17 protein-coding genes are annotated in these 24189 nt (G+C 34.5%); 11 read left to right on the forward strand and 6 right to left on the reverse strand.

Features of this window, described 5'->3' with window-relative positions; all coding sequences use genetic code 11:
- Positions 1–21 precede the first annotated feature (21 nt).
- Positions 22–1308 (forward strand): glutamate-1-semialdehyde 2,1-aminomutase, encoded by a 1287-nt coding sequence (gene hemL / locus EKL96_RS10740; RefSeq protein WP_126462019.1) that lies wholly within the window; start codon positions 22–24, stop codon positions 1306–1308.
- Between the two features lie 212 nt (positions 1309–1520).
- Here hemL and EKL96_RS10745 read toward each other — a convergent pair whose 3' ends face one another.
- Positions 1521–1964: a hypothetical protein gene (locus EKL96_RS10745; protein WP_126462022.1), complete on the reverse strand. Its 444-nt coding sequence runs from the start codon at positions 1962–1964 to the stop codon at positions 1521–1523.
- Between the two features lie 510 nt (positions 1965–2474).
- Here EKL96_RS10745 and EKL96_RS10750 point away from each other — a divergent pair.
- Entirely contained in the window at positions 2475–3329 is an 855-nt protein-coding gene (locus EKL96_RS10750) for a helix-turn-helix domain-containing protein (RefSeq protein ID WP_126462024.1), read from the forward strand.
- An 88-nt stretch (positions 3330–3417) separates the two neighbouring features.
- Complete coding sequence (locus EKL96_RS10755) at positions 3418–3969, forward strand: carboxymuconolactone decarboxylase family protein (RefSeq protein WP_126462027.1); 552 nt, start codon at positions 3418–3420, stop codon at positions 3967–3969.
- A 330-nt stretch (positions 3970–4299) separates the two neighbouring features.
- Here EKL96_RS10755 and lysS read toward each other — a convergent pair whose 3' ends face one another.
- On the reverse strand, positions 4300–6009 hold the full coding sequence (gene lysS, locus EKL96_RS10760) for a lysine--tRNA ligase (RefSeq protein ID WP_126462030.1): 1710 nt from the start codon (positions 6007–6009) through the stop codon (positions 4300–4302).
- 268 nt (positions 6010–6277) lie between these two features.
- Between lysS and EKL96_RS14585 the strand changes: the two genes are divergently transcribed.
- Together EKL96_RS14585 and lipB are read left to right on the forward strand one after the other, a co-directional pair.
- On the forward strand, positions 6278–6412 hold the full coding sequence (locus tag EKL96_RS14585) for a hypothetical protein (RefSeq protein ID WP_255416231.1): 135 nt from the start codon (positions 6278–6280) through the stop codon (positions 6410–6412).
- A gap of 920 nt (positions 6413–7332) precedes the next feature.
- Positions 7333–8064 (forward strand): lipoyl(octanoyl) transferase LipB, encoded by a 732-nt coding sequence (gene lipB / locus EKL96_RS10770; RefSeq protein WP_126462033.1) that lies wholly within the window; start codon positions 7333–7335, stop codon positions 8062–8064.
- 25 nt (positions 8065–8089) lie between these two features.
- On the opposite strand, the gene EKL96_RS10775 is transcribed toward lipB, so the two are convergent.
- The gene (locus EKL96_RS10775; protein ID WP_126462167.1) at positions 8090–8749 is read right to left on the reverse strand and encodes a ribonuclease HII; all 660 of its coding nucleotides are present in this window, start codon (positions 8747–8749) and stop codon (positions 8090–8092) included.
- Positions 8750–8948: 199 nt separating this feature from the next.
- On the opposite strand from EKL96_RS10775, the gene EKL96_RS10780 reads away from it, so the two are divergent.
- The 4 genes from EKL96_RS10780 (at position 8949) to EKL96_RS10795 (ending at position 18924) form a co-directional block, all read left to right on the forward strand.
- Positions 8949–12053: a SusC/RagA family TonB-linked outer membrane protein gene (locus EKL96_RS10780; protein WP_126462036.1), complete on the forward strand. Its 3105-nt coding sequence runs from the start codon at positions 8949–8951 to the stop codon at positions 12051–12053.
- Between the two features lie 4 nt (positions 12054–12057).
- Entirely contained in the window at positions 12058–13608 is a 1551-nt protein-coding gene (locus EKL96_RS10785) for a RagB/SusD family nutrient uptake outer membrane protein (protein WP_126462039.1), read from the forward strand.
- 731 nt (positions 13609–14339) lie between these two features.
- On the forward strand, positions 14340–17375 hold the full coding sequence (locus EKL96_RS10790; protein WP_126462042.1) for a SusC/RagA family TonB-linked outer membrane protein: 3036 nt from the start codon (positions 14340–14342) through the stop codon (positions 17373–17375).
- A 19-nt stretch (positions 17376–17394) separates the two neighbouring features.
- Complete coding sequence (locus EKL96_RS10795; protein ID WP_158614847.1) at positions 17395–18924, forward strand: RagB/SusD family nutrient uptake outer membrane protein; 1530 nt, start codon at positions 17395–17397, stop codon at positions 18922–18924.
- A gap of 527 nt (positions 18925–19451) precedes the next feature.
- Here EKL96_RS10795 and EKL96_RS10800 read toward each other — a convergent pair.
- A complete protein-coding gene (locus EKL96_RS10800) occupies positions 19452–20591 on the reverse strand; it encodes a DUF4105 domain-containing protein (RefSeq protein ID WP_126462048.1) in 1140 nt (379 codons plus the stop codon).
- A 218-nt stretch (positions 20592–20809) separates the two neighbouring features.
- Positions 20810–21796 (reverse strand): PorV/PorQ family protein, encoded by a 987-nt coding sequence (locus tag EKL96_RS10805; RefSeq protein ID WP_126462170.1) that lies wholly within the window; start codon positions 21794–21796, stop codon positions 20810–20812.
- 531 nt (positions 21797–22327) lie between these two features.
- On the opposite strand from EKL96_RS10805, the gene EKL96_RS10810 reads away from it, so the two are divergent.
- Positions 22328–23044 carry a CDP-alcohol phosphatidyltransferase family protein gene (locus EKL96_RS10810; protein ID WP_126462173.1) on the forward strand — a complete coding sequence of 239 codons (717 nt, stop codon included), beginning with the start codon at positions 22328–22330 and terminating at the stop codon, positions 23042–23044.
- 7 nt (positions 23045–23051) lie between these two features.
- Positions 23052–23915, forward strand: coding sequence for a glycoside hydrolase family 25 protein (locus EKL96_RS10815; RefSeq protein WP_126462051.1), 864 nt, complete (start codon positions 23052–23054; stop codon positions 23913–23915).
- Here the strand turns inward: EKL96_RS10815 and EKL96_RS10820 are convergent, their stop codons facing one another.
- The gene (locus tag EKL96_RS10820) at positions 23916–24152 is read right to left on the reverse strand and encodes a DUF5808 domain-containing protein (RefSeq protein WP_126462054.1); all 237 of its coding nucleotides are present in this window, start codon (positions 24150–24152) and stop codon (positions 23916–23918) included. It lies immediately after the preceding gene.
- Positions 24153–24189: the final 37 nt, after the last annotated feature.

Raw genomic sequence — 24189 nt, forward strand, 5'->3', positions numbered from 1 at the left:
CGATAATTCATAATTTCATACATGTTATATAAAAGAAGTAGTCAGCTTTTTGCTGAAGCAGAAAAAGTAATTCCTGGTGGCGTAAATTCACCTGTAAGAGCGTTTAAAGCAGTGGGAGGAACTCCTATTTTTGTCAAAAGTGCCAAAGGTGCTTATTTGTACGATGAAGATGGCAACCGTTTGATTGATTATATCAATTCATGGGGACCAATGATTTTAGGACACGCTTACGAACCGGTTGTGAACGCCGTGATAGAGAAAGCGAAGTTGGGAACCTCGTTTGGGATGCCCACAGAATTAGAAACACAAATTGCTGCTTTAGCCGTTGCTATGGTTCCAAATATCGATAAAATTAGATTTGTAAACTCTGGTACCGAAGCCTGTATGAGCGCTGTACGGCTGGCTCGTGGTTTTACAAAAAAAGATAAAATAATCAAATTTGCAGGTTGTTACCACGGACATTCGGATTCGTTTTTGATACAAGCCGGAAGCGGAGCCATTACTTTTGGTTCGCCAAACAGTCCTGGAGTTACAGCAGGGACGGCCAAAGATACTTTGCTGGCACGATACAATGATTTAGAAAACGTAGCCACTTTAATAGAAGCGAATAAAAATGAAATTGCTGCTATAATCGTGGAACCTGTTGCGGGGAATATGGGTTGTATTCCGCCTAATAAAGGCTTTCTGGAAGGCTTACGCCAATTGTGTACCGACAACGGAATTCTCTTGATTTTTGATGAGGTAATGACCGGTTTCAGACTCGCCGCTGGTGGTGTTCAGGAATTATTGCATGTAACGGCTGATATCGTTTGTTTTGGGAAAGTAATCGGTGGAGGATTGCCTGTTGGTGCATTTGCCGCCCGAGAAGAAATCATGAATTATCTTGCTCCGTTAGGCCCTGTGTATCAGGCAGGAACATTGTCTGGAAATCCATTGGCAATGGCCGCAGGATTAGCCATGTTACAAGCTTTAGACAGTGATCGTACTATTTTTAAAAGACTAGAAGAGAAAACAGCGTATTTGGCGGCAGGAATTGATAAAGTGCTGAAAACAAATAATGTTGCATTTACAATCAATACTATTGGCTCAATGATTTCGGTTCACTTTGATGCGGCTCCGGTTGTAGACTTTCAAACGGCTGCAAACGGCGACAACGAAACGTTCAAGAAATTCTTTCACGGATTATTGCAGGAAGGAATTTATATTGCGCCATCCGCTTATGAAACGTGGTTTATTACGGATGCATTAACGTATGCAGATTTAGATTTCACCATTCAAGCGATAGCTAAAGTTTCGAAAACATTTTAAATCAAAAAAGCCCCAAATTTTGGGGCTTTTTTATGAAGTAAGATGAAACAAGTAAGTCGAAAGTTTAAAAGGCGTAAAGTCAAAAGAATTAACTTTAAGTAAAATAGTTTTAAATCAGATTGTTATATAATTTTATCCTGATTTTAAAATACGACATTATACCATGGTTATTACTTAGTTTAAGTGAAAGGATTATTTTTTATTACCCGTTTCTACTGGTTTTTGTTTTTATGATGCATCATTCTTTTTTTCATTCCGTGATGTTTGTTCCCTTTCATTTCATCCCATTTTTTATATTGGTCTGCTGAAAGAATTTTTTTTATTCGTTTTTTCATCACAATTTGTTCATCTAACATTTGGCTTTTCTTAGCAAAAAGTTCGTCAGAAGTCGGTTGTTTTTTAGCTGAATCTTTAGTTGCTTTTCGTTCGGCCATTTTAGCTTCTCTTTTAGTACTTTGTTCCGCGATGATTGTACTCATTTCTTTTTGTTGTGAAGCATTCAAATCTAATTCCAGAGTCATCTTTTTTAACTGCAGTTGATTTCTTTGATCAGGAGTTAATTGCTCCATTTGAGCTCTTTCCGGTCTTGCTTCTTTTTCTTGTGCAAAGCTTGTCATTCCGACAACTAATAATGCAACGATAAATAATTTTTTCATTTGTTTTGTTTTAAGTTTTATGTATATAAGATAACAATAGACCTAAAAAGTTTAATCCTTAACAAAAAATTATCGTTTGATTTTAGGGTAGTAAAGGTTTAAATCATATTTAAAATCCTGATTTGGGATAGCTTTACTTATAATTAATGCGATAACTCAATCGTTAATTTGTTGTGAAATTCTAAAAAACTATCACTATGGTTTATTATTTGTTTTTTTGCACCCCTAAAACAGTAGTAATTTAACTCTAGACTCGATGGTAAAGACTATCAAAAAAAAGCTAAATATCGTAGTAAAAGAGTTAGATATGGTTTTGAAATCTAAATTTTATAGTACTTTAGCTAATTATAAAGCGACAAACAAAAACGAATAGCCATTGACGGAAATCGCTAAAAAAGTGGAAGCTGGAATTTATAAAGGGATTAACTCCATTTGACTCTAAAACTAGGTTTTTGTTTTTCGTCTCGGAAAAAATAAACGAGATGTTGGTTTGCTCTTAACACTATTCAAATGATTACAGAAAGAAAACAATACCAATTATTCGGAAATATAATTTTTGAAAAAGTGACAATAGAAGCACCATTCAAAATCCCAAATCCAGTGCCTAATGAAGCTTGTTTTCTATACATGCTCGAAGGGCAAGTAGACTACAAAATGCAGCATCAAAGTATATCAGTACCCGTAAACGAAGCGGTTTTGCTCAAATGTGGTACTTACTTCAGTCAAATGAAAGGCAATACTCTTTCTAAAAAAAGTCAGATCGTATTTGTCCATTTTCATCCTGAAATACTCAAGAAAATTTATGAGACCGATCTCCCTAAGATTTTTCAGCAACCAAAATTAGTCGATCAAACTATTGATATAACCCAAATCAATAACGATTTTCTAATCCAAAAATACATAGAAGGCTTGCTTTTTTATTTTGACAATCCCACACTTATTAACGAAGATTTGTTAGTCATTAAATTAAAAGAAATAATTCTGCTTTTATGTCAAACCAAAAATGCGCCTGTTATTCAACAAATTTTATCTCAACTTTTTTCTCCTACTAGTTATACTTTTAAGCAAATTATAGAAAATAGTTTATACAATCCTATAAGTTCGGAAGAGTTGGCTCAAATGACCAACCTAAGTCTTTCATCATTCAAGAGAGAATTCAAAAAAAATTATGACGATAGTCCAGCCAATTATATTAGAAATAAAAAATTAGAAAAAGCAGCTGAACTTTTATTAGTATCTGATGAACGCATTACAAACATTGCTTTCGATTGTGGTTTCAATGATTTAGCCAATTTTTCGACACTTTTTCACGAAAAATACAGTCAAACGCCATCGAATTTCCGTTTGAACCAATTATCCAAATAGTTGAACGAATTACAAAAGTCTAAGCTTCTTATTTGTTGCACTTTTGTAATGTTGAATAACAAATACTAATTAATATAAAACAAAAATTATGGCACATTTAAAATTAGAAAATAATCCAGTTTCTCCAATATCTCAAGCAATTTTTGACAACACTCAAAAAACATTAGGATTTGTACCTAATATGTACAAAGGCATGGGGCAAAATCCAGCGTTGTTAGATATCTATATTTATGGATACAACAGCTTTAGAGCCAATTCAGGTTTTAATTCTGTAGAACAAGAAGTTGTTTTTCTTTCGGTAGCTTATGAAAATAATTGTGAATATTGTACGGCTGCTCACAGTTTTATTGCCGATAAAATGTCAAAAGTACCCACTGAAGTAACCAATGCCATTCGCGATGGAAAAGAAGTGCCAGATCTAAAACTAGCCGCTTTATCAAAACTAACGCGTTCGCTTACTGCAAACTGCGGGAATGTTGCACAAGAAGAAGTTGATGCCTTTTTAGCCGCAGGATATACAGAAACGCATGTTTTAGGTATTATTGCCGGAATTGCGGTAAAAACAATTAGTAACTATTCTAATCACAACACAAATCCTGAATTAGATGATGCTTTTGCCGGAAGAGCTTGGAAAAAATAATCAGACATCTTTTTTAATTGTCAATGAAGTTACTCACTGTGTTGGCTTTTACCACAAGTCGTAAATGGATGGATTCCTTGTATAGTAACCATTAGTCCTATTTAAACTATATGACTATCCGTTACTTGTATCAATGGCAAAAAAGTATATATTTGGGTCTGAATCAAAAAAGTAACTGCTATGAAATCCGCGATATCGGGTTAGATTGATGATTACTGCTTTAGAAACAACTTGGTATCAGTTACGGACAGTCATAAAAAATAATATTCTTTATAAAAAAGGAGCTTCAATTTGAAGCTCCTTTTTTATAAATATAGCTCTATAATACACTTAGGCTTTCAATCGACACGCTTTGCTGTCGCCATTTACCACAACTTCGGTCAATCCTAAAGAAGATAAATTTTTCATGGCTTTATCCCATTTTTTACCGCTCAGTTCCGATTTGATTTTTAGTAAACCAAAATCCATTTGGTTTTCATTGACTTTCAAAAGGTCAATAATCAATTTTTCATCGTCTTCCAATTCAATTTTAACTTGAGTTTTTTCTGGGCGCATTTGCGGGAACAACAACACTTCCTGGATAGAAGCATTATTTGTCAAATACATAATCAATCGATCCATTCCAATTCCCATTCCGGATGTTGGAGGCATTCCGTATTCTAATGCTCTCAAGAAATCTTCGTCAATTATTCCTGTGGCTTCATCATCTCCTTTTTCAGCCAATCTCATTTGGTCTTCAAAACGGGCTCTTTGATCAATTGGGTCATTCAATTCAGAATAGGCGTTTGCCACTTCTTTTCCGCAAACCATCAATTCAAAACGTTCTGTCAATTCTGGATTGTCACGGTGTTGCTTGCAAAGCGGAGACATTTCCTTTGGGTAATCCGTGATGTAAGTAGGCTGAATGTAATTTCCTTCGCATTTCGCGCCAAAAATCTCATCAATCAGTTTCCCTTTCCCCATGGTTGCATCTACATCAATTCCCATTCCTCTGGCAGCATCAAATAACGCTGTTTCACTTTTTCCTGAAATATCAAATCCAGTAAAATGTTTGATAGAGTCCGTCATTGTCACTCTGGCGTAAGGCGCTTTAAAATTGATGGTATGTTCTCCAAAAGTAACTTCTGAGCTTCCATTTACGGCAATCGCGCAATGTTCTAAAAGGTCTTCGGCAAATTTCATCATCCAGTTGTAGTCTTTGTAGGCTACATATATTTCCATGGCAGTAAATTCTGGGTTGTGGGTACGGTCCATTCCTTCGTTACGAAAATTTTTCGAAAACTCATAAACCCCTTCAAAACCACCAACAATCAATCTTTTTAAGTATAATTCGTTCGCAATACGCATGTACAAAGGCATATCAAGCGAGTTGTGATGCGTGATAAAAGGACGCGCTGCAGCACCACCGGGAATTGGTTGCAAAACAGGCGTTTCTACTTCAAGATATCCTTTGTCATTAAAAAAAGAACGCATTGCATTGAACAATTTTGTTCTTTTGATAAACGTTTCTTTTACATGATCATTCACGGTCAAATCCACGTACCGACGACGGTATCTTTGTTCCGGATCAGCAAAAGCATCGTGTGTTTTACCATCAGCATCCGTTTTTACAACAGGAAGTGGTTTCAAGGCTTTGGCCAAAACCGTCAATCCATAAACATGAACCGAGATTTCTCCCACTTGCGTTTTGAAAACCGTTCCGCGAATCCCAATAAAATCGCCAATATCCAACAGTTTTTTGAAAACGACATTATACATGGTTTTCTCCTCATCTGTCGAAATATCATCTCTCGAAACATAGATTTGAATACGCCCTTCAGCATCTTTCAATTCGGCAAATGACGCCTTTCCCATGATACGCTTCCCCATCAAACGACCTGCTAAAACCACTTCCTTACCTTCGTATTTTGCAAAATCAGCTAGGATTTCGCTAGAATATGAGGTTGTAATAAATTCGGCTGCAGGATAAGGCTCAATACCTAAATTGCGTAATTCTGTAAGTGCTTCTCTACGTAATATTTCTTGTTCGGATAATGCCATTTTATGCTGATTTTAAGAGCGCAAAGATACTATATAAGTTTTAAAATTTAAAGTTTAAAATGTACCGTTTTTTGGAGCAGAATATTTTGTTTCTTCAAGACGATCCGTCCCGCTATTCGTTCTATCTTTTTTCCTTGTTCAAAAAAAAACAAGAAAAAAAGGATGCCACTGCTATCGGGGCTATGCTACGACTTTTATTTTTTTAAATCAACATGAAAAATAGTACAAATAACATATATAGAAACCAATAAGTATTTTAAATTACCAAATGGAAAAACACGATTTACTGCTTTTAGTATTATTTTTGATCAGTTGCCAAGTAACAGAAACCATTTGTCTAAACCAAGACGGAACCGGAGAAATTGAAACAGAATTACTCCGCGATGAACATCGTTGTATGTAATTTATAGCTGAAAATCACTCCAAAGAAGACGTTTTTCTTGATACAACTTATGTTTTTAAAGATCTGATAACCAAAAATTCCGAGACGTTTTCCAAATTACCAGCATCCGAAAAAGCCATTTTTAAAAAAATTACTACGGTAAAAGTCCATAGTAAGAAAAGTTCCTTCGAGAAAGAATTTTGCATAATAATCAGTCAAAAATTTAATACAATAGCCGAAGTTGCTGATTTATACAAAACCGAAGAATAGGCGGATGATATAGAAAATAATTATGCATTGGTTGCCGAAGAACATTATTATAGTGTTAGCTTTACTTTTGATGGAAGTACTTTTAAAAGAATTGTCAAAATTACAGACGCAGTAGAATTAAAAAAGCAACAAGAAGAAATTGAAAGATTAAAAATACGCTTCCATAAATTTAAAGCCGTTCAAAATTTTATTTTGAAATATCATTTTCCTCGAAAAATAAAATCGGGTTCAAATATAAATTCAAAAATAAGCGATGACAAAAAAGCAATGGAAATGCAATTTCTAATCACAGATTGTTTAAAAATCCGGTGAGTATAAATCTTGAAGTTGTTTTGGAATAATAATATTGAACTTAAATAATCGCCTTATGGTCAAGTCGAGCGCAGTCGAGACTCATTTGGTTAGTCTCGACTGCGCTCAACTTGACAGAAATATGAGTTAATCCTTCAATGGTTTTTTCAAATCTTGTAGGTGACTTTTTTGGCGCAATGATAAAACATCGAAATTAGTTCAAGTCCGAGACTAATTATTTTTGATTCATAATTTTATATCATACCTGCAAGGTTTGAAAAAAAACCTTATAGGAAAAAACAGTAAACTCAAAACGTTGTACCTTTGTCATTCAAAAATAAGTGAACGAAATAGGATTGCTTCGTTCCTCGCAATGACACATGAATAAAAACATCCAACTTCAAGATTTAGGAACTAAAGATTACAAAGAAACTTGGGAATACCAAGAAGAATTGTTCAAAGAAATAGTTGACTTAAAAATTAAAAATAGGAGAGAAGAAACGAGTTTACAAACACCCAATTATTTCCTTTTTGTAGTACATCCGCATGTATATACATTAGGCAAAAGTGGTGATTTAAGTAATTTACTTTTGTCTGAAAAACAATTGGAAGCTAAAGGAGCTACTTTTTATAAAATCAATCGTGGTGGCGATATTACCTATCACGGACCTGGACAAATCGTAGGGTACCCTATTATAGACTTAGAAAATTTCTTTACGGATATTCATAAATACCTACGGTTTCTGGAGGAAGCTATTATTCTTACCCTTGAAGAATATGGAATTGTTTGTGGCAGAAGCGAAGGCGAAACCGGTGTTTGGTTAGGCGCAGGAACACCATTTGCCAGAAAAATTTGTGCAATGGGCGTTCGCGCTTCCCGTTGGGTCACTATGCACGGATTTGCTTTAAACGTAAATGCTGATTTGGGTTATTTTGACAATATTATTCCCTGTGGGATTCGCGGTAAAGCCGTAACTTCTTTGAACGTAGAACTAGGCGTATCCAAAGTGAATGAACAAGAAGTCAAAGAAAAAATCCTGAAACATTTTGCCATTCTTTTTGATGCCACTTTTGAGAAACCTGCACTCAAAAATCGTTACACGAGCCTGTAAGGCGAACTGGCGAAGCAATCTAAATTCAAAAATCAAAACAATACTGTTCCGGCAACAAACGAAATGTCATTCGGTGGTGTTTTGTAACCCCATATTTCCGAATGGCTTCCCGGTGTTCTTTGGTAGGATATCCTTTATTTTGTTTCCAATTGTACATTGGGAATTCCTCATGAATCCGATTCATATATTCATCCCGATACGTTTTTGCTAATACGGAAGCGGCGGCAATACTCATAAATTTTGAATCTCCTTTTATGATACTGGCATTCGGAATCGAATGTAGGATTTCAATTTCAGCATCGGTAAAAATCTTTCCTCCTCGATTTTTAATCCCACCCTTAGGAATCAATGGAGTATTTCCGTCTACAATAATGGATTCAGGTCTTGGATTTAGTTTTAAAATACTTTCCTGCATTGCTTTTATGGAGGCGTTCAAAATATTTATTTGGTCAATAATCAACGGTTCCAGATGGGTTACGGCAAATGAAACACATTCTTGTTCTATAATAGGTTTTAATTTTTCTCTTATTTTCTCAGACAATTGTTTGCTGTCATTTAATAACTCATTTTGGAAATGCGCAGGTAGTATTACGGCTGCTGCAGTCACGGGGCCCGCCAGACAACCCCGACCGGCCTCATCAGTTCCGGTTTCTAAATATGGCGTTAAAAAAAAAGGACTTAACATTAAATTGATTTTGACAAAAATAAGATTTTTGAAGTGATTATCCGCAGTTTGTAGTGTCATAATAACTAAATTTCATTGGTATGTTTATTTTTTGAAGAGGAATGGTGTCAAAAACACAAAGTGTTAAATTTTATAAAAGCTTGTTTATTTAAAGAATTATTAAGATTTTTGTGAAATAACTAATTCAAAACAAATTAATATGAGATCAAAATTTAAATGGATTTTTACGTTGCTGTTGGCTTTGTCAATGCAATTTGTGTTCGCACAAGAAAAGACCGTTACAGGAGTAGTGTCTGATGCTACAGGACCTATTCCTGGAGTGAATGTTATTATTAAAGGAACAAATAGAAGCACACAAACAGATTTTGATGGTAAATATTCCATTAAAGGAAGTAATGGGGAAGTTTTAGTATTTTCATTTGTTGGTATGAAAGATATGACAGCAAATATTGGAGCTTCATCCACAGTTAACATTAAAATGTTACAAGCAGATAATACCCTAGAAGAGGTTATTGTTGTAGGTTATGGTGTTCAGAAAAAGAAAGACCTTACTAGTTCGATTTCCTCCATTAGTGGAGAAGCTATAAAAGGTCTAATTACACCTAGTTTTGAAAGTCAATTAGCAGGAAGAGCTGCAGGTGTGCAAGTTACTACACAAAACGGGATTTTGGGTGTAGCGCCGAGGGTTAGAATTAGAGGTGTGGCTACCATTAATAGTGGTACTCAACCTTTGTATGTAGTGGATGGTTTACCAATTTACTCTGGAGATATTGGAGGTTCTGCTGACACCAATGGTTTGGCCGATATTAATCCTAACGATATAGAGTCTTTCGAAGTCTTGAAAGATGGTGCTGCGACTGCAATTTATGGTTCTAGAGCTGCAAACGGTGTGATTTTAATTACTACTAAAAGAGGTAAAAAAGGAACAATGAAAGTTTCTTATAGTAATGTTACTGGATTTGCTTCAGCAACAAAAAGATTTGATTTACTTAAAACTGCTGATTTTCTAGTTATTAATAACGAAAAAAGATTAAATGCTGGTCAAGCGGCTTGGGCAGCTGGAAGTAATTTTGATACTGATTGGCAAAGTCAGGTTTTGAATAAAGGTGCTGTTCAAACAGATCATTCTCTATCTTTTAGTGGAGGTTCTGACAAGACTAGATATTTCATGTCTTTAGGTTACTCTACTCAAGATGGTATTGCGAAGTCAAACAGTTTAGATCGTTATTCTCTTAGGTCAAATCTAGAACATGAAGTGACGTCATGGTTAACAGCCGGAGCTAACATTGGGGTTACCAAAACTAATACTTACGGATTGAATACAGGAAGGAACTCTATTTCAGGAAATATCTTTAGTGCAATAAGACAGTTGCCTAATACTTCTCCTTTTGATGCAACAAACCCAACAGGTTTTAACCTTAATGCATCCGGAAATATTGGTCAAGGTACAAATCTTACACAAGCCACGGATAATTTATCCAATATTAGCTTTGTATTAGCAAACAACAAGTTTGAATCTAAGGTAACTAGGATTATATCCAGTGCTTTTTTATCCGCTGATATCCTTAAAGGTTTAAATTATCGTTTCCAAATTGGAGTTGATAACGCTTCAACAAACGGATTTTTATATTGGAATCCATTACATGGTGATGGACGTGGAACTAATGGACGATTAAGTAATAATAATAATACTTTAACTCGTTGGAATGTTCAAAATGTTTTGTCCTACAATAAAACATTTAGTGATGATCACAATTTATCTTTGACAGCAGTTTATGAAGCTCAAAAAGAGAGAAATGAAGGTTTTTTTGGTACTGGTACCAATATAACTGATCCATTTTTTAATGAAAATGTGGTAACAGGGGCTTTTGGTACTCAAGAATCAGGGGGTGGTGTCAGCGAAGAAGGTATTATTTCTTATATTGGAAGAGCAAGTTATAATTATAAAGAAAAATATTTTGTTCAAGGTACTATAAGACGTGATGGACTATCGAAATTTAATTCAGACATTCGCTACCAAAGTTTTCCTGGTGTTTCTGGAGGTTGGAATATTGCGAATGAAAGTTTTATGGAAAATTTTAAAAGTGTCATTTCTCAATTCAAAATCAGAGGGTCTTACTCTTTAACGGGTAACACAAATGTGGGAAGAAGTAATTATCCTTATTTGAGTACATATTCTCCTTCATTTTATGGACCAAACAATGGTATCGCATTTACAACTTTTGCAAACAGAAATTTAAAATGGGAAACAAGTACTAAAATTGATTATGGAGTAGATTTGTCTTTATTTAATAATCGTTTGACTTTAAACTTTGATTATTTCAAGAATACCTCTGAAGATGTAGTACTTCAGTTTCCGATAGATCCTTCATTAGGCGTTCCAGGAAATGCAATAGATAGAAATGCTGCAAATGTATTAAACAAAGGGTATGAATTTGGAGTAGATTATAGTGTTATAAACACTAAAGATTTCAAGTGGAATGTCAATGCAAATTTAACCTTACAGAAAAATAAAGTTTACAATTTGCCAAATAATGGTGCAGATATCATTGGTGGAAGCTCAGGAGATATAAATATTCAGCCAAATATCATTATTCGGGAAGGTGAATCATTAAACTCGCTTTATGGATTTACATATTGGGGTGTAAACGCTGCAAACGGTAATCCGGTCTATTATAAAGCTGATGGTAGCTTGGTTCAAGGAAATATCGCAACAGCTAATTACAAAGTATTTAATCCAGCCGATCCCACAAATGTATCCGTTGCATCGTCTTTAACACAAGCCGATAAAAAGATTCAGGGAAATTCACTTCCTACTTATTTTGGTGGATTTAATTCTAGAATGAGCTATAAGGATTTTGATTTTAGCTTCTTGATTCGTTTCAGTGGTGGAAACAAAGTTTTTAATGGTACTAGAAGAGATTTACTTAATTTAGGTTTAAGCAACAATAGCACAGAAATCCTTGGTAGATGGCAAAGTCCAACAAATCCTGGTGACGGAGTTACGCCTAGATTAGTTGCTAACCAAAATCCATTTATTAACCAAGCAAGTAATCTAACAACTCGTTTTGTAGAAGATGCAGACTTTATTAGTTTAGATAACATAAGTTTAGGGTATTCGTTTCCAAAAATTTTAACCGAAAAAATAAGCGTTGAAGGAGTGAGATTGTCAGCTCAGGTACAAAATTTATTTTTAATAACGAAATACAAAGGATTAGATCCAGAATTAGAAACTTCTGGAGTTGATTTAAACGGTACACCAAGAGCAAGAATTTTTTCAATTGGTATTAACGTAAATTTATAAAAAAATGAAAAAATACATAAAAATAGTAACTAGTGTAATGCTAGTAATGGGATTGTTTTCTTGTTCAGATGAGAAAATATTGGAACTAACTCCTATAAATGCGGTAGCGTCTGATGTTGCATTCACAACACCTACTTTGATAACGGCTTCAATGAACGGTATGTATAACGCGGCTTCGGTTGGTATTTTTAATAATACAGCAAACAATCCGAATAGTGGTCGAGGTTATATCTGGGGTGCAGCTTTTGTTCAGCAAGGAGATAATAGAGGAGAAGATGTAATTAATTTAGCCGGATTTTATCAGTTAACATATACAGGTACATACGATGCTGGTACGGCAAACAACACCTATTATTTTGTTGATGGTTACCGATTAATTAACAGATGTAATCTAATTATTGAAGGTGTAACTGATGCTGTAAGTAAAAATGTTATTACAGCTCAGCTTGGAAATAGTTACATAGCGGAGGCAAGATTTTTAAGAGCAATAACACATTTTGAAATGTTGAATTATTTCGCAAGGCCTTACAATTTTACTGTCGGTGCTAGTCACCCTGGTCTACCATACAGAGAGGTAGGTGTTGATACTGACGCGGAAGTAGAGAGCGAAAAAGCGCAAGGAAGAAATTCAGTAGCGGAGTGCTATGCTAAAGTTTTAGCTGATTTGAATTTTGCTGAGAGCAACCTCATTGGTACTAATAAATTTAGAGCAACAAAAGAAGCTGCTATCGCTTTTAAAACTAGAGTGTATCTGCAAAAAAGAGATTGGGATAATGTTGTAGTTGAAGGGTCGAAATTATCTGCTCTTTCTTTAGCTCCAACTCCAGCCGGTGCTTTTACGTTAGGTACGAATGTTGAAACTATTTTTTCAATTCAACATGGTGCCACAGCTGGTCAAAACCCTGGTGTCAACGGTTCACTTGCGTCAATGTATAAAAATAGAGCTTTAATTTGTATTAGTCCAATCATTTGGAGAGACGCGATGTGGTTAAATGATGATAAAAGAAGAGAGAATGGTGTGATGACAACGATCAATGCGGGTAATGTTTTAACAAACAAATATACTGATATTACAAATTCAACTGATCCCGCTCCAGTAATTCGTTTCGCAGAAGTACTTTTGAATATGGCAGAAGCTAATGCTAGAAAAACTTCGCCGGATTTAACATCAGCTTTGACACAGTTGAATAGAGTAAGAAATAGATCATTAGCTGTTCCATCTACTCAAACTTATACTACAGCAAGTTTTGCAACAGCAAAAGATTTAGTTGGTGCAATATTAAAAGAACGCAGAATAGAATTTATTTGTGAAGGAAGAAGATGGTCAGATATTCACAGATTACAAGGGGATGATTTGTTTCCAATTGATGGAATTCCTTCTAAATTAGCTAATGGTAATCCTCCTGCTGGTTCATTTACTTTGGGAACATCGTACACAGGTCCAAGAACAAATGCTGCTATCCCAGGAAGTGATTTTAGATTCTTATGGCCAATACCATTATTAGTAACAACAACTAATAAAATTTTAGCTGCTCAGCAAAATCCAGGCTGGTAATGTAGATTCATATTTTAACAAGAGAGAGCCTTCCCCAGTCATTTTGATTGTGGAAGGTTTTTTTATTTAATGATTTTTAGTATTTCAGCGTTATAAAGGTAAAAATTCATGGCTTATTTGATAAGAAAATTCATTGAGTTATACCAAACGAAAATATAATATAGAAATAGTACTAAATACGGTAGGTGATTTTAACTAAGTTAACTTATGTTTTCAAGATGAAGCTCGTTTTGGTTTGTTCACTCAAAATGAAAAATCTGTTACTGATATTAAAGTTTGACCAATTTGTCTTTTCAATAAGTTTTTAAATCAACTTTTCTGTTTGGTTTTTCTAATGGGTTGTCAAGTTTACTATGTCGAGTGTCTTGATGAAAAACCCTTGATTTGTTGTCTTTTGAACTGTTTCAGGCATACAAGATTCAAATAGTCTCATGTTTAAAGAATAGTTTCAGTTTTTGGACCTAATAATTGTTGATAATTAAATCCGCTCCAGTTTCTAAATATGGCGTTAAAAAAAAGGACTTAACATTAAATTAATTTTGACAAAAATAAGATTTTTGAAGTGATTATCCGCAGTTTGTAGTGTTATAATAACTAAATTTCATTGGTATGTTTATTTTTTGAAAAGGAATGGTGTCAAAAATATAATATGTTAAATTTTATAAAAGCTTGTTTCTTTAAGAAATTATTAAGAAATTTGTAAAATAACTAATTCAAAAAACAAATTTAATATGAGATCAAAATTCAAATGGATTTTTTCGTTGCTGTTGGCTTTGTCAATGCAATTTGTGTTCGCACAAGAGAAAACTGTTACAGGTGTAGTGTCTGATGCCACGGGATCCTTACCTGGGGCGAATGTCGTAGTCAAAGGAACTACAAGAGGAATACAAACGGATCTAGACGGGAAATATTCTATCAGAGTAAGTGCTGGAGAGGTATTAGTGTTTAGTTTTATAGGCATGGAAAATGTCTCAAGAACGGTAGGAACTGCTAATTCAATCAACGTTAGTATGATTGATGGCGGAAATACTTTAGAGGCTGTTGTTGTTCAAGGATACAGAACGGTAACAAAGAAAACAGCCGTAACTGCAGCTGCCACAGTAAACAGCGAAACAATTGAAAACCGACCAAATGCAAATGTTTTGAATACAATTCAAGGACAATTGGCAGGTGTTAATATTACCGCAAGTACAGGTCAGCCAGGAGCTAAATCTTCAGTTATTATTAGAGGAGCAGGAACAATCAATGGGAATACAGATCCTTTGTATGTAATTGACGGGTTTCCTTCAAATAGTGATAACTTTAGATCGATTAACCCAAATGATATTGCAAGCTTAGACGTTTTGAAAGATGCTGCTGCAATTTCTCAATACGGTTCTAGAGGGTCTAATGGTGTAATTGTTATTACAACAAGAAAAGGAAGTTACAGTGAACCAAAAACTACTTTTAGATATTCTTCACAATTTGGTATTAATGATTTACAAACTCCAAGATATTCTTATGCCAATTCAAAACAATTGTTGAAAATTGAGAAGAATTTCGGAGCGGGTCGTGGATCTACGTTAACAGATGCTCAGATTAATGCGTATAATATTAATACAAATTGGGTAGATTATTTTTTTAACCAAGGGACTTCTACAAACCACAATTTTAGTATTGAGAATAATGGTAAAAACATAAATTCGTTTACTTCGGCCAGTTTCTTTGATCAAGAGGGGGTTTTAGAATCTACAGGTCTTAAAAGGTTTACAGTAAGAAATAATTTGAATGGAAAGTCAGATGATGGGAAATTTAAATTCTCTGTAAATTCAGCTTTTGGACATTCAAGAAATAATGAAGCAACGAACTTAGGAGAAGGTGCTATTAATAGAAATTATGTAACTGGGGCTTATTTAGGTGCGCCTTATGTTTCTCCTAATGAATATCAAAATTCTGCACAATTATTCAGTTTGTATCAGGCTAATGGTACATTGTTGTATACGCCACTGATGTTGGTTGATAAATTGAAAACGTATCAAAATAGTACTCAGGAAACCAGAATTGATCTGGCAACGGAGCTTTCTTATGAGTTTGTTGATGGACTAACGGGTAGAGTACGAACTTCAGGACAATTGTTGCAAAATAGATTTCATCAAGCGGAATTTCCAGGATCATTTAATGCGTTGTTGTTTTTAGCTCCTAGTCAAGTTTTTGGTGGTTTTGAGGATATCAATGAACGAAGAGAGTTTTTATTCAATAATTTGTTTATGTTGGATTATAATAAAACGTTTGGGAAACATACGTTTAATGTTTCTGCAGCGTCTGAGTACAATCATTCAAGATTAACGTCGAATAATATTAGACAAAGAGGCTTGGATCCAAAACTTTTTGTACCTAATACAGGAGCGGGTTATATTTCGGATACTTCAGCAAATGATTTCTACGTGCCTACTATTTCAGCCTCTCAATTGAGAAATGATTTGATTTCTTATTTCACAACATTTGATTATGATTTCAATAGTAAATATGGACTTGTTGCTTCCTATAGAATTGATGGAAGCAGTCGATTTATTGAAGAAAATCAATTTAATAATTTCTGGTCTTTAGGTGGTAGATGGAATATAGATGAAGAAGAGTTCATGCAATCATTAGATTTTATTAATGTTTTGAAACTTAGAGGATCAATAGGAACTTCTGGAAATCAGAGAATTGTAGATGGTACTATTTTCGCAGGAATAAATCCTCCCGCATTTGCAGATATTTATCCAGGTTCAAATAACGCTTACAATAATGGTACTGGATATAATCTTAACCTTGGTTTTCCTGCGTTGAAATGGGAAACTACTGAACAGTATAACGTAGGTGTTGATTTTGAACTATTAAGAGGCAGAATTAGAGGGTCTTTTGATTATTATAATAAAAAAACAATTGACTTATTTATAAGTGAACCATTAGTGCCTTCAACAGGAGCAACATCGCTTACGAAAAATTCAGATGCTTTTATTGTTAACAAAGGATTTGAATTAAGTATTGGATATGATGTTGTTAGAACCAATGACTTACGATTAACAGTTCGTGCTAACGGATCTAGTAATGACAATAGCGTTGGTGGAATTATAGCAAATAATGGAAGAATTATTACGGGGAATTTGATTACTCAGAACGGAGGTAGCATCAGAGAACCTTTTGTGTATCATTATTTAGGAGTTAATCCAGTAAATGGTAATTTATTATTTCAAGACATAAATGGTAACCCAACAGAAACTCCAGTAGCAGCTGACAGAAAGCCATTAGGTAAAAACAATGTTCCAAAGTATCAAGGTGGTTTTGGGTTTGATTTTGACTATAAAGGGTTCTTCGTGTCATCAACTTTTACTTTTGCTCAAGATGTTGTGCGTTATGATTTCGATTTATCTAACTTGTACAGTCCAGGTAATATTGGTACATTTAATGTAACGGATGATTTGTTGAACGCTTGGACAACGACGAATACAGCTACTGATGTTCCTTCTTTAAGAGCTGGAAATATTTCAGCTCAAAATCTTTCAGATCGATTTATCAAAGATGCTTCTTATGTTAGGCTTAGAAATGCTCAAATCGGATACAGAGTGCCAAAAATATTTTTAGCTAAAACATTCTTGACTGATCTCTCTTTCACTTTGCAAGGTGAAAACTTATTTAACATCACACAATGGCAAGGTTTTGATCCTGAAAGTTCAAGAGCTAGTGATGTATACCAATACCCAACTGCCAGACAATTTACTTTTGGGGTAGATTTGAAATTTTAATTTATAAAATCTTATGAAAATGAAAAAAATATTTATTTTATCAATATTAGCGGGTACTCTTTTTGTATCGTGCAATAATGATTTATTAGACCCTTTTACTCCGGGATCGCTAACAGAAGAAGTTGCGTTCACTAGTTCTACGGATTTACAAAGGTTGATGAACTCCACTTATGGTTTATTAACCAACAGAGAGGATATTATTTTTAGTTCTGTTTTTACTGATGAAGTTGGTATTGGATTTGCTAACGGAGGTCAGGGAATTAATGATGATTATGTTTTCTTTTTGAACGTAAGTTCTGCATCACCTTCTAATATCTGGACCGCTTCTTATTTCACTCTTTCAAGAGCTAATCGTGTAATTGTATTTGCGGATCAATTATTGGCAACTACAACTGATGCAGCTGAAAAAGCAAATTTGAACAGGCTTAAAGCAGAAGCTTTAACGGTAAGAGCACTATCTCACATGAAGTTGCTTTCTTATTTTTCTCCGGATCTTAAGAGCAACGATGCGTTGGCTGCAGTTTTAATTACCAGAGTAGTTACTTCAGCTGAACCGGGGATGCAAAGATCTACAAATGGTGTTTTTTATGCGTCTATTCATAGTGACCTAGATGCTGCTTTGGTGTTGTTTAATGCCGCCACTTCAAGTCCGTACTCAGGAGCTACTGCGAAATTATATGCAGGTAAGAATTTAGTAAAAGCGTTAAAATCTAGAGCATTTGTTCTAAAAGGCGATTATACTAATGCTGAAATTTGGGCTAATGATGTGATCAGTACATCAGGTCTAGTGTTAGCGGATGTCTCTAATTACAACAGTGTTTTTCACACGGATTCAGAACCAGCCAATGTAGAAGTAATTTTTAGACTGAAAAGAACATTGCAACAATCTTCTCAAGCAGCTAACCTTGGTAATGGTTATGCCTCTGTAAATCCTACGAAGGATGGTTCTCCATTCTATGAAATAGGTAGATCGTTGTACAATGCTTTAAGTACAACCGACATAAGAAGATCAACTATAGTGCACCCAACATCAGTTCCAGATGCTAATTATGCAACTTCTACTGATTATAGAAACACGGATGTATTAGTTTTAGCTAAACATCCAGGTACTTCTACAGTAGGTAATTTAAATAGTGATTTTAAAATCGTTAGATTATCTGAGATGTATTTTATCAAGGCCGAAGCGAGAGTGGCTGCGGGTGATTTAGCAGGTGCTGCTTCAGCAATAAAATCTATTTTAGATAAACGTTATTCTACTGCACAAACTTTACCAGTATATGCTAATGCTACGGCAGCTTGGAAAGCTATTTTAGATCAAAGAAGACTAGAATTCGCTTTTGAAGGATACCGTTTCATAGATTTAAAAAGAATAGGTGTTTTAGCAGGTGCAGGTGTCAATAGAGATCCTGCGGACTATAGTTCAAGTTCAGCGAACTATCCGGCTGGAAATCCATCTAATTTACCATTGACTAGTCCTAAATTTGCATTGCCAATTCCTCAGGTTGAGTTGAATGCAAACCCTACTATTCAACAAAATGCAGGATATTAATTAAATTAATATTCCCTATAGAAACCGGCTTTATGCCGGTTTTTTTATGTCTTTTGGTTTTCTTGACGTTTGATTTTTATCTCTTTTTATAGGATGATTTAGTTGCGATTTCTGTAATATCAAGAAAAACCAGTGTACATTAGGTGCTATTATTAAAACCCGTACAATTATCCCACACAAAAGCATTTCTTTGGGAGCTTCAAAGAAATACAAACGATCAGGCATCTGGTACAAATGACAATAAAGGATTCTTTTTTTTTCAAAAAGAAGTATTGATAAATATATTTTAATGAATATTGTATCAAATGAACAGACCAATTTACAACGACTCTGTTTTTGCTAATAGATCCAAAATAGTGGCGTCAAAGGCGCATTGAGCTTAAACTATTCTTTTAAGGTACTTTTGTTTTTACATTTATTTCAGTGACGAATTACATGTTTTTTTAAAATTTTAAAAAACCATTAAATTGGTAGTTAAAAAATTTTAATATTTGTTTAGAATAATTCAGGTATAGTAAATTAAGATGTTACAATAGTGTAGGAATTCTTTTTTTATTTTTAATGGCCAGTCGCACTAAGATAATTCCGCTGGTTACCATTAAGGGTAAAACTATTATTAAATGTGCTTTGTTGATTATCAAAAAGAAATAGAGTACAACCGAGAGCAGATTAAATAAAACCAAATTATAGATCCCTTTTTGGCTCTTTTTCCAATAAAAATACAATAACCCTATTAAGGTTGGGTTAAACAACAAAATATTGTAGTTGTAACCCAGCTCAAGATGATCTGAATAAAACCCAATAAACGTAAAGAATAGTCCTATTGTTGCCATTAGAATAAGGTACAACAAATTGATACCCTTTTTGTTTATAAAAATGATTAGAGCAAGCAGTAAAAAATAGGTATACGGATTGTTCCACCAAGAAAAGGGAACTTCATTTTTGAATTCGATTATGGTTTTGTTTTCCGGTGCCAGCGGACGGTTTTGAAAAAAAACTTTTTTTAGGCTTTTTTGCAATTCAAAGGGAAGAAATAATTGCGTGCCTAATTGATCTACTTTTTTTCCAAAAATGATACTTGTTCCTAGTTTCTCATAAAAATGACCGTCAAAATACGGATACAAAATAGTTCTGTAGGTGAGGTCAGTATCAGCATTTTTTACAATAGCGGTTGTATCTAGTGTTTTGTTGATAATGGCAACAACCATCGAGGTGCAGTTTTTATCGATAAACTTATAGGTGTAATAACTTTCTCCTGATGCTAAGGATGTATTGAGGTTGTCAAACAGTTTTTGTTTTAAATGTTCAGGAATATTCAGCTCCTGCTCATAAACAGATCTTCTTTCGTACTGATATTGATTGATGAAATCTGGATAGGAATTTGCTACAGCAAAATACTGTAGGTCTCCTTTTATAAATTTCATCACGAAATTAGGGGTGTTAAAATCAAAAGCTCCATAATTATATACCACATCAATTGCATTTATTGTATCCTGAACGCGAATTGCCGTGTGGCCAAAAAGAGAATACGATTCATTGCCTGTTCCACAGGTTAGTACACTGACCTTCGTGTTTTTTGATAATTGGATGTTTTGTCCAAAACTACACGGTGCCGTTAAAAATAAAAACAGGAAGAAAATTATTTTTTTGAAAGAAGAGGTTTGCATTCGTTAGCTTTTAAAGGGTAATAGGGCGCTTATGTATTTAAAAAATAAATTTGCGTCCGCATTGATTGTATTTGTTTTCCAAAGATACTCAAAGAAACAAAAATGAAGCAGAAAGTTTGGTGGTTAAAATCAGAATTCATGTTTTCTAACGTATCGTGAACTTTTAAAAAATGGAATCATAATCCACAGCATTATTTGATTATAAAGGTTCTGTTAAATTAATTTCGGAACATTCCCAAATCTACTTTCACTGAAAAAATATTTGAGTATAAAGCGGTACTTTGATTGCCTAAATCGGTCAATGCATAGTCAATCTGAATGCCTTTGTATTTAAATCCCAAGCCAATATTAGGTTGGAAACCTACTCTTTCCGTCTGATCTAATTGCTGTACATTCTGAAAATTACCCACTCCGGCACGAACGAAGACCAAATCAGTGTAGCCAAATTCCAGTCCTAAAGCGGGATCAATACTTATAAAATTAGTTGCAATTAAATCATTGGTTCTGGCAAAGCGCATATTCACATTGGCTGCAGCCTGAATGCTGTAATCATACCGAATGATGAACCTTTTAGCAAGTCCCAATTGTGCTTTTGGGGCAGTAATTTCAGTGCTTTCCGGTAATTCTTGGTTTTCTTCAGGAATGGCACCAGCAATTTTTTTATATTCGTCTTCGTCAATATTCCACACGTTATACGTCGTTGTAATGTCGCGGAGCATTAGCCCAAATTGCCAGTTGTTTTTTTCGAATTGGATTCCAGCATCAAAACCAAATCCCCAAGAATTAGCAAATTTCCCGATGATTCGGCGAATCACTTTAGCGCTTATACCATATTGAAATCCGGGAACGGGTAGTTTTCTGGCATAGGAAAAGGTAAATCCATAATCAGCCGTAGAGAAAAGACTGATCCGGTTGTAGTCAATATTACCCTGACTATCGATTAATTCAGTGGTGTTTAATATATCATCAACTCCAAAACGTATTAATGAAATGCCCCAAGCACTGTGATCATCAATTGGGCTGGCGTAGGCCAAGTAATCGTATTGGGCAATATTTGCAAAATAATTAGCATGCATTACTGAAACCTGATGGTCTTCCAGATGAATCAAGCCAGCGGGATTCCAATATCCTGAATTGACATCTCTGGTTGAAGCCACGACAGTATTTGACATGCCCAATGCAGCCGCATCAACCCCGATATTCATGAATTCATTGGAGTATTTTCTAACCGCTTGGCCATACGTGAGGGTGCTTGCCAAGAGGATTGCTACTAAAAAGCTTTTTTTTAAGGGCATCATTTTTACGAACTAAAAGTCTGTTTAATTTTTATCAAAAATATAATTTTTTACTGAGGATATTTCATTTTGCTGTTGAATTTAGTATTGCGGATCAATTTAGTGTGGATTAGTCCTGAATTTATTGGATCTTCTAGTTCCTTGAGCTGAAAAATTTATGGGTAACAATGGTCGTAAAGAATTAAACTAACACGCGGATAGTACTTGAAAAGTTTGTTTTTATTCATTTTTTTAGAATCATAGTAAATTACAAAAGGAAGAATACCTTTTTTACAGCTGTAGTTTGAATTATTTGTACATAATTTAGAAATGGCTCTTTCAGAGTTTTGAGTCCTTAAAAAGCTACTTGGCTGTAGCGGTTTAAATCTCTATTACAAAACGTACTTTTCATTCACTTATTATGTTAAATTTGCCATCTTTGTGTACTTAAACTTTATTATGATGACTATTAAAAAGCATATCCCGAATTTAATTACGTTACTGAATCTTTTTTGTGGGTGCATTGCGCTGGTATTTGCTTTTAATAAAGATTTTGAAATGGCCTTTTATTTTGTTTGTCTGGGTATATTTTTGGACTTTTTTGATGGTTTTTTTGCCCGATTATTCAGGGTGTCAAGTCCGCTTGGCTTGCAGTTGGATTCTTTGGCAGATATGGTGACCAGCGGAGTTGTTCCGGGTTTAGTGATGTATCAAATGATGATTAGTCATGCAACAACAGCACCAGCAGGTTATTTGCAGTTTTTCCCTTATTTGGGTTTTGTAATTGCGTTGGGCTCTTGTTATCGTTTGGCTAATTTTAATATCGATACCCGTCAAACAGATTCTTTTATTGGTTTGCCAACGCCTGCCAATGCACTGTTTATTCTGAGTCTGCCGTTGGTTTTGAAATATACCGATTCTATATTTATTGTTGAACTATTGACCAACCCATGGTTTTTATTAGTGCTAACCGTATTGAGCGCCTTTATGCTAAATGCGGAAATTCCGTTATTTTCTCTGAAAATCAAGAAGTTCAGTTTCAAAGAAAACACCCTTCAAATTGTCTTTTTGATCTGTGCTTTTCTATTGTTGGTTTTCTTTCGCTATTTAGGAATTCCATTACTGATACTGTTTTATGTTTTACTGTCGGTTTTGAATAATAAAGTAGTCAAAAAGTAATTTTTGAATGAGAAAACAAACCGTACGAAGAAAAACTACCCTTGTCCGTAAACATAAGAAGAAAGCAACTGTTTTCTCCGGAAAGTTTTTACGCTATTCTATTGGTACTCTTTTAGTAGCACTGATGGCTGCTGTTGGATATCATTATAGAGATGGTTTAGCGTATTATTTTAGTTTTAAATCGGATAAAATTCTACAAGAAGAAACTGAAGCCAAGCGCATTTCTGATGTTCGAAATTTTCAGGTTTTAGAAAAGCACGAAGGAAAAAGTATCGGTTTAGATGTTTCAGAATACCAAGGTAAAATCAGATGGACTTATGTGGATACTTTAGAAAATAAATATCCACTACATTTTGTGTTTATTCGCGCTACGGTTGGGAAAGACCGGAAAGACCGAAATTTTGAGCGGAACTGGCTGGGTGCCAAAGAAAATAAAATGATTAGAGGCGCCTATCATTATTATCGTCCTAACGAAAATTCAATTGAACAAGCCCAACTTTTTATCAAAACCGTCACCCTTCAAAAGGGAGATTTACCGCCAGTTTTGGATATTGAAAAATTACCTAAAAACCAGTCGATTGAAAATCTTAAATTAGGCTTGAAAAGGTGGTTAAATGCTGTAGAATCCCATTACGGAGTAAAGCCTATTATTTATACCGGCGAGCGCTATTACGATGATTTTTTGAAAGAGGAATTCGGCGATTATCTTTTTTGGATAGCCAATTATAATTTTTACAGGGAGGAAATAGCCAAAGACTGGTTGTTTTGGCAATTTACGGAGAAAGCTTCTGTTCCAGGAATAAATGGCAATGTAGATGTCAATATTTACAATGGAGATTTGGAGCAGTTGCGGTTTATTACTGTGGAATAATTATTTATTTTTCACTATCGAAAGGACTACAAATACAAAAAATGATAAGGCTCCAATCATAAAAAGTACCGATTTTGGACTAGCAAAGTTTATGGTGTTTCCCATCCAAGCAATTTTTTTAGGGGGCAAAATGCGTTTGTCTTTTTTGTTATAATAAAACAGGTCCCAGATCCAGTTGTCGGGGTCTTTACTCCATCTTTCTAATGCTTCTTGACTTGGTTTATCTTGATTTTCCATTTTTTTTTTTTTGATTTTCCATTCTCAAATAGGAACA

The sequence above is a fragment of the Flavobacterium sp. LS1R10 genome (assembly GCF_003968825.1).
Lineage (GTDB): Bacteria > Bacteroidota > Bacteroidia > Flavobacteriales > Flavobacteriaceae > Flavobacterium.